Source organism: Shewanella sp. UCD-KL21 (assembly GCF_001957135.1).
Lineage (GTDB): Bacteria > Pseudomonadota > Gammaproteobacteria > Enterobacterales > Shewanellaceae > Shewanella.
Genome location: NZ_MPHK01000006.1, coordinates 17,788 through 30,627, shown reverse-complemented (window position 1 = coordinate 30,627; position 12,840 = coordinate 17,788). Strand labels below are relative to the sequence as shown.

Sequence of the window (12,840 nt, the reverse complement as noted above, 5' to 3'; positions counted from 1 at the left end):
CATGGGTAGAATAGGACTGATTGTTCTGGTAATCATTTTAGGTGTTGGTTTTTCATCTGTTATAGTCGTTAACGAAGGTGAACGTGCTATCGTTTCTCGCTTTGGTGAGATCTTAAAAGATAACGTTGAAGGTCAACCTGTCACGCGTGTATTTGCACCAGGTTTACACTTTAAAATTCCAGCAATAGATAAAGTAAAATATCTAGATGCGCGAATTCAGACCTTAGATGGCGCTGCAGATCGTTTTGTTACTTCAGAGAAAAAAGACCTTATGGTTGATTCTTATGTTAAGTGGCGTATTAGCGATTTTGAAAAGTTTTACCTGTCCACAGGTGGCGGTAATGTTGCAACAGCTGAAAGCCTGTTACAGCGTAAAATCAACAATGACTTACGCACAGAGTTTGGTCGTCGTACTATTAAAGAAATTGTTTCAGGTGAACGTGATGAGTTGCAAATTAATGCACTTGAAAATGCCTCTGAAAGCTCACAAGATCTAGGTATCGACGTTGTTGATGTGCGCGTTAAGCAAATCAACTTACCTGCCAACGTAAGTAGCAGTATCTTCCAGCGTATGCGTGCTGAACGTCAAGCTGTAGCAAAAGAGCATCGTGCACAGGGTAAAGAGCAATCTGAAATCATCCGCGCGACTATCGATGCTAACGTGACAGTAAAAGTGGCTGAAGCAGAACGTAAAGCATTAACGGTTCGTGGTGAAGGTGATGCACTATCTGCGAAGATTTATGCTGATGCTTATAACAAAGATGCTGAGTTTTATGGTTTCTTAAGAAGTCTTGAAGCTTATAAGGCGAGTTTCGCTGGCAATAGTGATGTCATGGTATTAGAACCTGATAGTGATTTCTTCAAATACATGAAATCTATCGATGGTAAATAAGCCGACATTTCATTAATTGAAATTTAGCGTGAATTAAAAACCCGGTTTATACCGGGTTTTTTGCGTTTTGAGATTGTGCAGCGAAATAAATTGAATTTCTGCCAGTTGATACCATTAATCAGCTGTGACTAATTTAGATAGCGTATGTTTCATTAAATATTGTTAATTTACAGCTGTTTAACTATTTTGTTTATTCTTATCTTCTTAACAACTGAACAATTTGGTAGCTTGTTTTTTGCCCATTGCAAAAAAAACATGCAAATCCCGTAACTTAGTTGTGTGAATTACTATGATCTGGTTCTAATTTTTCGCTATAATGAGCCCCGCCTCAAAGTATATATTTAGCCGTTAGTGATTCTAATGTTGCTAAGTTATTAAAATATAAGAATTCCAACACCCTCTGGGAGATAAGTGGATGAGCAAAGCGCCAGTCGATACCGGACGCCGCAGATTCCTGACAGCCGCAACCGCCGTAGTTGGTGGAGCTGGTGCCGTCGCTGTAGCGGTGCCTTTTATTAAGTCATGGAATCCGAGCGCTAAAGCGAAAGCTGCAGGTGCACCGGTAGAAGTTAACATTAGTAAAGTAGAACCAGGTCAATTAATTCGAGTTGAATGGCGTGGTAAACCTGTATGGGTTGTTCGTCGTACCGAAACCATTTTAAATGAGTTAAGTTCATTAGATGGTCAATTACGCGATCCTGCTTCAGAAGAATTACAACAGCCCGCGTATGCAGCTAATCCTGCACGTTCAATTAAGCCTGAGTTCTTTATTGCCGTCGGGATTTGTACACATTTAGGTTGTTCACCAACTTATTTACCAGATAGCTTTGGTGAGCAAGTAGAAGGTGTATCTGCTGGTTTCTTCTGTCCATGTCATGGCTCTAAGTTTGATATGGCTGGACGTGTATTCCAGGGCGTACCAGCACCATTGAACCTAGTTGTACCTCCGCATCAATATGTCGATGATGGAACTGTACTCATTGGTGTCGACACAGGAGCTGCATAATGGTTAAGAATATCGTTGATTGGATTGATGCTCGCATCCCGATGACGGCGACCTATAATCGCCACGTTGGTCAATATCCAACACCAAAGAACTTTAACTTCTGGTATTTCTTTGGTTCATTAGCATTACTTGTTTTAGTTAACCAGCTATTAACGGGTATTTGGTTAACCATGAACTACGTACCAACAGCTGAAGGCGCTTTTGCTTCAGTTGAATACATCATGCGTGATGTAGAGTACGGCTGGTTACTTCGTTATATGCACTCCACGGGCGCCTCGGCATTCTTCGTGGTGGTTTATCTGCATATGTTCCGTGGCTTAATCTACGGTTCTTATCAAAAACCTAGAGAGCTACTTTGGTTATTTGGTATGTTGATTTTCCTTGTGCTAATGGCTGAAGCCTTCATGGGTTACCTGCTACCTTGGGGACAAATGTCTTACTGGGGTGCACAGGTTATTATTTCATTATTTGGTGCAATTCCATTTATTGGTGATGACCTAACATTGTGGATCCGTGGTGACTATGTTGTTTCTGGTGCGACACTAAACCGTTTCTTTGCATTACATGTTATTGCACTGCCTTTAGTTTTAGTTGTATTAGTTTTCCTTCACTTGATTGCTTTACACGAAGTGGGCTCAAATAACCCTGACGGTGTCGAAGTTAAAAAGAATAAAGATGAAAATGGCTGGCCAGTTGATGCTATCCCTTTCCACCCTTATTACACAGTCAAAGATATCATGGGCGTGGCCGGTTTCTTAATCGTCTTCTGTTATGTGTTGTTCTTTATGCCTGAAGGTGGCGGTTACTTCCTTGAAAAGCCAAACTTTGAAGCGGCTAACCCAATGAAAACCCCTGAGCATATTGCTCCTGTATGGTATTTCACGCCATTTTATGCAATTTTGCGTGCTATTCCTGACAAGCTTTTAGGTGTTGTCGGTATGGGACTGGCGATTGCGGTACTGTTCGTATTACCTTGGTTAGATCGCTGTAAAGTGAAGTCGATTCGTTATCGTGGACTTGTTCATAAGATTAACATTGCGCAGTTTACCGTTTCATTCTTGATCCTAGGTTATTTAGGTGCGGTTCCAGCTACGCCTACATTAACTATTGCAGCGCGTGTCTTTACACTTACTTATTTTGCTTTCTTCGTGGCGCTGTGGGTTTACAGTAAAAACGAAAAGACAAAACCAGTTCCTACGAGGGTGACGCACTAATGAAAAAGCTATTAATCGCATTAGTTACATTGTTACCAACGCTAGCAATAGCGGCTGGTGGCAACAATGAATTTGTTAAGAGTCCTGATCCGGCAATTAACCTACATGACAATGAGTCATTAGAGCGTGGTTTAGACTTATTCCAACAATACTGTTCTGGTTGTCATAGTACCCAGTACCAACGCTATGGCCGTGTTGCTGAAGATTTAGGTATTTCAGTTGACGACATGCGTAACAAGTATATGTTCACCGATGCTAAAGTGGGTGAGCTAATGGAAAACTCTATCCCTGAAGCCGACGCAGCTAAGTGGTTTGGTGCAGCGCCACCAGACTTAACCTTAGTGGCTCGCGTTCGTGGTGCCGATTGGGTTTATTCATACCTTAAAGGCTTTTATAAAGATGAAAGTCGTCCATTTGGCGTAAACAATACTGTTTTCCCATTGGTGGGGATGCCCCATGTACTTGAAGATTTACAAGGTATTTCGGTAAAACAAGAAGATGGAACGCTAGTTGCGACCGGTGGCTCTATGAACGCAGAAGAGTACGATCAAGCGGTGCGAGATATCACCGGTTTCCTTGTATATTCAGCCGATCCAGTGAAGCTTGAACGTGAAGCTTTAGGTTGGTGGGTACTCGGATTTCTATTCTTTTTCTTCATCATTGCCTATTTGTTGAAGAAAGAATACTGGAAAGATGTGCACTAGACACGAATAACGGGTAAAATACATTATTCGCATACTCTAAACGAGGGGCTTAGCCCCTCGTTTGTTTTGTTTTTTCCGTTTCTGGAGGATATCAATGGCTGTAGCTGCCAACAAACGCTCTATCATGACACTGTTTTCAGGTGCCGATGATTTATATAGCCACCAAGTACGTATCGTACTGGCTGAGAAAGGGGTAACTGTTGATGTATTACAGGTAGACCCTAGCGAGAAGCCTCAGGAGTTACTTGACGTAAATCCTTACAACTCAGTTCCGACCTTAGTTGATCGTGAATTAGTCTTGTATGAGTCTCGCATTATCATGGAATATCTGGATGAACGCTTTCCACATCCACCATTGATGCCAGTATATCCAGTTGCTCGCGGACAAAGTCGTCTAATGATGCACCGTATTGATACTGACTGGTATGAATTGGTTGCCCGTATTCGCCGTGGCGACAAAGCTGATGCTGCTCGTAAAGAGTTAACTGATAGCTTGGTTGCTTTAGCGCCAGTATTTGCTGAAATGCCATACTTTATGAGCGAAGAATTTGGTCTTTCTGATTGTTACTTAGGGCCGCTATTATGGCGTTTACCTGAACTAGGTATTAACCTTGATGCCCGTACTTCTAAAGATATCCATGCTTACATGACACGTATTTTTGAACGTGAATCATTTAAAGCATCGTTAACTGAGGTTGAGCGCGAAATGCGCATGGGCATGTAATGAAAGCAATTACCCCTAATCGTCCATATTTGTTGCGGGCTTACTATGAGTGGTTGATGGATAATCACTTTACCCCACATGTTGTCGTGGATGCATTTGTGAAAGGGACTCAAGTACCTCAAGAGTTTGTTAAAGACGGTCAAATCGTACTTAACATAGCTGGCGGTGCTGTGGGAAATTTGCAAATGACCAATGAATTTGTCGAGTTTAATGCTCGTTTTGGTGGTGTACCGCAGCAAGTCGTTTTACCTATGGCTGCTATCGTGGCAATTTATGCCCGTGAAAATGGTGCTGGTACCGTGTTTGATATGGAAGATGCTTATATGGCAGAAGATGAATCTGAAGATTTATCACCTGCTCCAAGAGCATTTTCTACAGTAGAATCGACCGTAGATGCTACTGTTGACACTGCTGTATCAACTGAAGAAAAGCCAACTGGTGATTCTGAAAAAACTAAAGGACGTGCTCATTTAACTGTTGTTAAATAGTCAGCCCAAATCATAAAAAAACCAGTTCTTAGTCCTAGACTAGCAACTGGTTTTTTATTGTCTGTTATTTACTGAGTGGCATAGTGTGTAGCTATTGATGACTCAGTAAAACCACAAACTTATCTTGCTAGTGATACTCCAACGCCATTTAACTGCCTTAGTGCTTAAGTGCATGGGCCGCTAATCTTGTTAATTTAAAAGCCACTTTTAAACAACGGTTTTCCAAATTATCATTTTCAATCTCTAGCTGGTAGCGCGCCAAAATAGCCAGATAAGCACACAGCTGCTCGCTATCCATGGTTAATGCTAATTGGGCGATTGGCTCGATAAAGGCTTGATACTGATCTCGATAGCGAGCATTAGGAAATTGCTCGCTAGGGTCCCAGTCTTGCCATAGGCAAAGATCCACTTGTTGCTGAAATTGGCATAAGGCTTCTGGGCTTATATCCACCTTAGGCAGTTGCTTTATCATCATCGCTAACAATGCTTCTACACCGCTGGCAATCTGTTCTTCTGGGGTGGGTTGGTCAATAAAACAAAACTCCCCAAGGCTGAGTTGTGCGCTATCAGATACGCTGTTGTCTTCAAGCTGTTTCTTGCGACCTTGATGCCAAGCAAAACTCACGAGTGGGTAGTTGGCAATCGCTGCGTTGTAATTAACGCAAGCGAGGTATTCATTTTGAATATCTGGGAAACTGTCTAAGGGATAATGGCCAACGATAACGGGCACGGCTAATTCTGCGTGAGGGTGTTGCTCAGATAATTCAAATGTCGGGTAATTCAACATTATATCTAGTGCATGATTGAGCGAGTGCTCTTTATCAAACGCGCAGGGCCAATATTGCTGTGATAAAGCATGGCTTGGCTCAATATACGGCGCTATCGCCGCGATTGTTTGTTGATCCCAACAAGCATGCACAGCGCGAATATGGCCAAAATCTAAAAATAGCGGTAATGACATAAACCAATCTATCCATTGGTAAATGGATTCATCGGCGGCTTCAAATAACGATAGGAAAAAGGGAGCTTGTTGGCTTAGGCTATTTGAATTGAGTGCTAGCTTGCTGGCGCTAACTAAAGGCTCATCTGTGATCGGGTGGTGTTTACTCCAACCTATGGCCTTAAACTCATTTATGCCCAGCAAACAATAAGCATAACCTTCATCAACCAACCGTTTTACAAACTTGAGTAAGGCAATGTGCTCAATAGCGGCTGCATCGGTTTGGGCAGGCTGGTGTGACGCAATTAAGTTGCCGCAAAAAACTAGCTTAACAAATTGAATACTCGATTGTGGATCATCGATATCAAAATCAATCTCTTCTAATAAATCGGTTAACTTATCTAAGCGGCCATAAATATCACCAATAAAATAAAGGCTGACATTTCCCACCTGTGTGACTTGTGTTCCTGTAACTTGTGTATCCAAAAATTGCATTCCCATAGTTTACCTTCCTAAGATGGCGGTAGGAGCCACTGATATAGAGCTATAGTATAACCTAGCAATTAAACGTTACAGCCAACAAAACCAGCGATAGGTCTAAACGCTTAAGCACTGAGCAAAGCTATGCTATTATCCGCCACCATTCAGGTATTTTAGCTTTCCTGATTAATTATTCTTATAAAGCAATCTTGTACTTAGGGTCCTTAATGCTGTTAATGATTGATAACTACGATTCGTTTACTTTTAACTTAGTGCAGTATTTTCAGCAGCTAGGTTTTGAGATTGTGGTGAAGCGTAATGACGAAATCAGCATTGCAGAAATCCAAGCCTTAAATCCAACTCATTTGGTTATTTCCCCTGGCCCTTGCTCGCCTAATGAAGCGGGGATCTCATTACAAGCTATCGAACACTTTGCCGGTAAACTGCCAATTTTAGGGGTATGTCTCGGCCATCAAGCCATTGCACAGGTGTTCGGTGCCAAAGTTGTTCGTGCAAAAAGGGTGATGCATGGTAAAACCAGTAAGATAAATCACCATGAAGATGGTTTGTTCAAACGGCTTAATCAGCCACTTACAGTTACCCGTTATCATTCTCTACTGGTTGAAAGTTTACCTGAAGGTTTTCAACTTGATGCATGGTTTGATGATCCAATTCATGGCCGTGAGATCATGGCGATGCGCCATAATAGTTTGCCTATATTTGGGGTGCAATTTCATCCAGAAGCGATTTTGACCGAACAAGGTCATGAGTTACTGCAGAATTTTTTAAATTATTAACTTGGTCATTTGGGCTCAATGAGTCACATTTGGATCCCTCTATCAGCTTCTAATCGGCTAAGCTTACTTTCTCCTCTAATAATCAATAATTTCCGTTACAACTTTGACCAAAAAAGCTCACAAGTTTACTCCTTTTTTATGATATAAAAGAGCAATAATAAAAGCACTTGCCAAACAGTGGTTAACGTTTAGGCGAGAATATATCAAACATCTTTGATGACAAGGGATTCAATATGACAAGGCTACTGCGCAATACTGCGCTTAGTGCGCTTTCTTTAGCGATCATTTCTGGCTGTAGCGCGACCGCAACCAGCAATAACACCCCAAGTATTTCTAACGCTGCTTCAAGCTACACAGTGCCGCTTGCGACACCTCCTCAAGTCGAACAGCCTTTAACCTTAAATCAAATAATGGCTAATCCTGATTGGATGGGGGTATTGGCTAAAAATGCTTATTGGGCCGATGATAGTCAGTCAATTTATTTTAATCGCCAAGCACATCAGGCGCCAATTGCTGAGGTTTATCAGCAAGGCGTGAGTCAAACTCAGGCAAGTCTTATTAGCTTAAATCAACTGCATTTAACTGATCAAAAGTACGGTGTGCTGAGTGCAGATAAATCGCAAAAAGCCTATATCTATCAGGGTAATATATTCATAAAGCAATTAGCATCAGGCGAAGTAAAACAGCTTACCCGCGTGAATACTGCCATTGATGAGGTAACGTTTCTTAGTAGTGGTGACTTAGCCTATTTTCAAGGTAACAGTGTCTTCAAAATCCATCTGCAGACTGGGTTAACTGAGCAGCTAGCCGATGTGCAAATGGCCAAAGCCCCTAAAGGGGTTAGCGATCCTGAATCTTACATTGCCAAACAACAGCATCGTTTGATTGCCTATGTTGCTTTGCAGCATAACAAGAGTAAAACCCGCGCTGAATATGCCGAGGAGTTAGCGGCGAAAGATCCGACTTTTGCGGCTAAAACGTGGTATTTAGGCGATGATGAAAAAGTCTCTGAAATGAGCCTTTCTGCTGATGGCCGTTACTTAGTGGTTAACTTAGTTGATAAAGACTATAGCTGGCGCAGCGAACACGACATCATGCCAAATTACCTAGGCAAAGATGGTTATGTTGACGCCGTACCTGCAAGGGCGCGTGTAGCTGAAGACAGTTACCCTGGTGAACGATTAGTGATCCTAGACTTGGTTGATCACGTTAAGAAAGATATCACTATTGAAGGCCTTGATGGTTACGATGCCGACGTGTTAGCCAGTGTAAAAGCTGAAAATGCCAAAGCCAAAGGCGAGCGTTATAACAGCGAAAAATCGCCACGGGTTTTGCAACTGATGCAAGATTGGACTTGGAGTCAAAGTCCGATGCAGTGGCACGAAACTGAAAATAAATTGCTGGTTATGATTGAAGCGGTTGATAATAAAGATCGCTGGATCGCCAGTGTTGACCTTGAAAATGGTAAGTTAACAACTGAACATCGTTTACATGATGATGCTTGGGTTAACTACACCTTTAACCAATTTGGTTGGATAGGAACATCTGATTCATTTTATTACTTATCTGAGCAATCTGGCTTCTCGCAATTATATGTTAACGCTGCGGATGGCAAAACAACTGCATTAACCAGCGGCGAATACGTGGTTGATCAAGTGACCTTATCACCTGATGCGGCACATCTTTATTACCGTGCTAACAAAGACCATCCTGGAACTTATAATGTTTATCGGGTTGAGATTGCTAGCGGTAAAACTGAGCAGCTGACTCAGTGGACAGGTACCCTTGATTATGAGTTAAGCCCTAATGGTCAATCCTTGCTATTAACGGCATCAACAGCCACCCAACCTAATGAGCTGTATGTGCAGCCAATTGGCGGCGAGCTTAAGCAGTTAACTCATTACACCAGTAAAGCGTTTGCTGATTATGCGTGGCAAGCCCCTCAAGTGGTAAAAGTACCATCAACTCATGGTGCGAAAGACATTTACGCTAGAGTCTATTTACCTCAGGGCTATGATGCGAATAATGCTGAAAAATATCCTGCAGTAATTTTTAACCATGGTGCCGGTTACCTGCAAAATGCCCACAATGGTTTTTCTGGTTACTTCAGAGAGTTCATGTTCCATAACTTATTAACGCAACAGGGTTATGTCGTCATGGATATGGATTACCGTGGCTCTAAAGGTTATGGTCGCGATTGGCGCACCGCAGTGTATCGCAATATGGGCCACCCTGAAGTTGAAGATTTAAAAGATGGCGTTAGCTGGATGGCGACGAACAGTCACGTTGATGCCGCTAAAGTTGGTACCTATGGTGGCTCTTATGGCGGTTTCTTAACGTTCATGGCGTTATTTAATGAGCCTGAGTTATTCCAAGCGGGCGCAGCACTTCGTCCGGTCACCGATTGGGCGCATTATAATGCGCCATATACCTCTAACATCTTAAATACCCCAGATGTTGACCCCATCGCCTATGAAAAGAGTTCACCAATTGAACATGCACAGGGTTTGCAAAAACCATTGCTGATCATGAGTGGTGTGCTCGATGACAATGTGTTCTTCCAAGATAGTGTGCGCTTAGTGCAACGCTTGATTGAGTTAGAAAAGCCGATGTTTGAAACCGCGATTTACCCTGTAGAGCCACATGGCTTTAGACAGGCATCAAGCTGGTTAGATGAATATCGTCGTATCTACAAATTGTTTGAGCAAGAGCTAAAGTAATCATGGGTTTTACCTAAGCTGATTTGAACCATAAGGCTTCCATTTGGAGGCCTTATTTGTAACGATTAGCAGCAATTGAAATATAATTTTTCATATATCTAACAGAGAATTAAAGGCAGTTTATTTGTGGCAGTGTCGGTAGCAGGTGGCGTAAGGCCAGGAAAAGTCATTGAAGTTGAGCGCAGGCTGTATAAGCAACTGATTATGGGTAAGGAAAAGTTACCCTCGCAGTTTGATGACTTAGATAAGCACTTAGAAGATGACGCCAATAAACTTGAAGTTGAACGTTTAGCCATTAAAGCACGTTTAGAAGAGCAGGCGCGGGCTCAGTTGGTGTTACAGCGCATATCAGAGCAATTGACTAACACTGTCATAAACTCCCTTGAGCATCAGCTCAATTCACCTCAGCAGATGTTAGCGCAATCGGGTTTAAAAGAGTCCCATATTTTATTATTGGATTTACTGCTTAACAAAGAACCTGATCTGCGCCGAGTGCGATCGCTTGTTGATAATATCAGCTGGCTATCAACCGATCTTATCAATTTAATCAATAGCCCAGCCTCGAGTCACCGCAGACCGCAGCGATCAGAAGTCAAAGTAACCGACATTAAGTTAGTGCTTAATTATATTGGCATTGAAAATCTGCAAGCTGTGATCCCTTACTTTTTTTTACGTCATTGGTTGCCATCGGGCAACACTAACCTGATTTGGGCTAGTCGTAAGTTATGGCGTTATAGCATGATCACCGCCATAGCGGCCAAAGCATTGGCAGCGCTGCATCAAAAGGATGTGGCATTGGTTTATAGCGCAGCTTTAATGAAGCAATTAGGCGCAGCGACTATATTAAATGCCAGCGCCAGACAATTTGAAAACACGTGGGGAACCTGGCTACGTGAGACTAGCGCCAAGAGGGATAAAACCTTATACGATGCGGTCATGGCCTCAGCATTTCCAGCTGAGGAAGTGTTTGAGCAAGTGATGTCCTATGGCGAGCAGCTTAATTGGCAATTATTGGACTTAATGGATTTTAACCAGAGCCAGCTAACCCAAGTGTTAAAAGAGCTCGATTTAAATTATCACTTTAGCGAGTTTTCAGCACCAAGCGCTATCGTTGCCAAAGCCAGTTGTTATGCCAAGGTACTAATATTAGAGCAGTCGCGTTTAATTGAGCCGCAAGAGAAGCGAGTATTATTTGATTATTATGAATTTACCGAACAAGAGCTGATCCGTTTAAAGGCGCAAAATTATCGCAAGCTTGATTTAGTTTAAAGTCAGGCTTTATCGCCCTTAAGTACGACTAAATCTTGTTTAGTTATGCATTTATGATGAATAGCTAGCTTATTTGAAGCCAAATAACTTTTTTTATGACTATTTATGCTAAAAATAAGCTGTATTAGCACTTTGTATGTGAATTTTGTTAACTCTTTATGCATTATTCATTTAAGTTATGAATAGTTAACCGCTAAAAACTGGTATTTTGATCACGTTTTAGCTAATAATGACCTTCAAGCTATACAAACATCCGCAGCCAACTTAAACCAAAATCAATACAGCAAGCGGAATAGAGTGACTTAAGTGTCGCTAATAACTTTAAGGAACGAAAAGCAATGAGCGTTGAAATGAACTTAACACGTGCCCAATTTGATGAAGTCATGGTGCCTAACTATGCGCCAGCAGCCGTAATCCCTGTTCGCGGAGAAGGCAGTCGAGTTTGGGATCAACAAGGTAATGAGTTTATTGACTTTGCTGGTGGTATTGCAGTGAATTGTTTAGGTCATTGTCACCCAGCACTTGTTGGCGCCCTAAAAGAACAAGGTGAAAAACTGTGGCATTTATCAAATGTCATGACCAATGAGCCAGCATTAGAGCTGGCGACTAAACTGGTTAACGCCACGTTTGCTGAGCGTGTTTACTTTGCTAACTCAGGTGCTGAAGCCAATGAAGCTGCACTAAAACTTGCCCGTCGTTACGCATTAGAAAATCACGGCCCACAAAAAGATCAAATCATCGCGTTTGATAAAGCATTCCATGGTCGTACCTTCTTTACTGTTACTGTTGGTGGTCAAGCGGCTTATTCTGATGGTTTCGGTCCTAAACCACAAAGCGTTACTCATGTACCATTTAATGATATTGCCGCTTTAGAAGCGGTAATTTCTGATAACACTTGTGCCATCATGCTTGAACCGCTTCAAGGTGAAGGCGGCATTATCAATGGTGACCCTGAATTCTTAAAAGCCGTGCGCGCCCTTGCTGATAAGCATGACGCATTAGTTATTTTTGATGAAGTGCAAACAGGTGTTGGCCGTACCGGTGAGTTATTTGCCTATATGGGCACCGATATTGTGCCAGATATTTTAACCAGCGCTAAAGCCCTAGGCGGCGGTTTCCCAATTGCTGCAATGCTAACCACTGCAAAAATTGCTGCACATCTTAAAATTGGTACTCACGGTTCGACTTATGGCGGCAACCCATTAGCGTGCGCTATTGGTAATGCTGTGATGGATGTAGTGAATACCCCTGAAGTACTTAATGGCGTTAAGCATCGCGAACAGTTATTCCGTGATGGTTTAGCGGCAATCAATGCTAAATATAATGTGTTCTCAGAAGTGCGTGGTAAAGGCATGTTATTAGGCGCAGTACTTAACGAGCAATATGCTGGCCGCAGTCGTGACTTCTTAGTTGCATCGGTTGCAGAAGGCTTAATGAGCTTGATTGCTGGCGCTAACGTCGTGCGTTTTGCTCCATCTCTTGTTATCCCAGAAGCTGATATCGCTGAAGGTTTAGCACGTTTCGAACGTGCCGTAGCTAAAGTGGTTGCAGGTTAATAGATAAATAAAGCGTAAGGGAAAACCTTGCGCTTTTTTATTGGGTTATC

Annotated in this window: 11 protein-coding genes; 10 read left to right on the top strand and 1 reads right to left on the bottom strand. The window is 42.3% G+C overall.

Annotation, left to right across the window (positions count from 1 at the left end):
* The first annotated feature begins 1 nt into the window (after nt 1).
* The 6 genes from hflC to BM739_RS07050 all read left to right on the top strand — a co-directional run bounded on the left by hflC (nt 2) and on the right by BM739_RS07050 (nt 5,028).
* Nucleotides 2-892, top strand: a complete 891-nt coding sequence (gene hflC / locus BM739_RS07075) for a protease modulator HflC (RefSeq protein ID WP_076539024.1) — start codon at nt 2-4, stop codon at nt 890-892.
* Nucleotides 893-1,307: 415 nt separating this feature from the next.
* Nucleotides 1,308-1,898 (top strand): ubiquinol-cytochrome c reductase iron-sulfur subunit, encoded by a 591-nt coding sequence (petA, locus tag BM739_RS07070; protein WP_076539021.1) that lies wholly within the window; start codon nt 1,308-1,310, stop codon nt 1,896-1,898.
* Nucleotides 1,898-3,112, top strand: coding sequence for a cytochrome bc complex cytochrome b subunit (locus BM739_RS07065; RefSeq protein ID WP_076539018.1), 1,215 nt, complete (start codon nt 1,898-1,900; stop codon nt 3,110-3,112). The genes petA and BM739_RS07065 overlap by 1 nt, the downstream gene beginning before the upstream one ends.
* Nucleotides 3,112-3,816 (top strand): cytochrome c1, encoded by a 705-nt coding sequence (locus tag BM739_RS07060; RefSeq protein WP_076539015.1) that lies wholly within the window; start codon nt 3,112-3,114, stop codon nt 3,814-3,816. Before BM739_RS07065 ends, BM739_RS07060 begins: the two co-directional genes overlap by 1 nt.
* A 94-nt stretch (nt 3,817-3,910) precedes the next feature.
* Nucleotides 3,911-4,540, top strand: coding sequence for a stringent starvation protein SspA (gene sspA / locus BM739_RS07055; RefSeq protein WP_076539012.1), 630 nt, complete (start codon nt 3,911-3,913; stop codon nt 4,538-4,540).
* Nucleotides 4,540-5,028 carry a ClpXP protease specificity-enhancing factor gene (locus BM739_RS07050; RefSeq protein ID WP_076539009.1) on the top strand — a complete coding sequence of 163 codons (489 nt, stop codon included), beginning with the start codon at nt 4,540-4,542 and terminating at the stop codon, nt 5,026-5,028. Before sspA ends, BM739_RS07050 begins: the two co-directional genes overlap by 1 nt.
* A gap of 157 nt (nt 5,029-5,185) precedes the next feature.
* Here the strand turns inward: BM739_RS07050 and BM739_RS07045 are convergent, their stop codons facing one another.
* Nucleotides 5,186-6,469 carry a hypothetical protein gene (locus BM739_RS07045; RefSeq protein WP_076539006.1) on the bottom strand — a complete coding sequence of 428 codons (1,284 nt, stop codon included), beginning with the start codon at nt 6,467-6,469 and terminating at the stop codon, nt 5,186-5,188.
* A 206-nt stretch (nt 6,470-6,675) separates the two neighbouring features.
* Between BM739_RS07045 and BM739_RS07040 the strand changes: the two genes are divergently transcribed.
* The 4 genes from BM739_RS07040 to BM739_RS07025 all read left to right on the top strand — a co-directional run bounded on the left by BM739_RS07040 (nt 6,676) and on the right by BM739_RS07025 (nt 12,790).
* Nucleotides 6,676-7,245: an aminodeoxychorismate/anthranilate synthase component II gene (locus BM739_RS07040; protein WP_076539003.1), complete on the top strand. Its 570-nt coding sequence runs from the start codon at nt 6,676-6,678 to the stop codon at nt 7,243-7,245.
* 233 nt (nt 7,246-7,478) lie between these two features.
* Nucleotides 7,479-9,965: a prolyl oligopeptidase family serine peptidase gene (locus BM739_RS07035; RefSeq protein WP_076539000.1), complete on the top strand. Its 2,487-nt coding sequence runs from the start codon at nt 7,479-7,481 to the stop codon at nt 9,963-9,965.
* A gap of 126 nt (nt 9,966-10,091) precedes the next feature.
* Nucleotides 10,092-11,234 carry an HDOD domain-containing protein gene (locus BM739_RS07030; protein ID WP_076538997.1) on the top strand — a complete coding sequence of 381 codons (1,143 nt, stop codon included), beginning with the start codon at nt 10,092-10,094 and terminating at the stop codon, nt 11,232-11,234.
* 338 nt (nt 11,235-11,572) lie between these two features.
* A complete protein-coding gene (locus BM739_RS07025; protein WP_076538994.1) occupies nt 11,573-12,790 on the top strand; it encodes an aspartate aminotransferase family protein in 1,218 nt (405 codons plus the stop codon).
* Nucleotides 12,791-12,840: the final 50 nt, after the last annotated feature.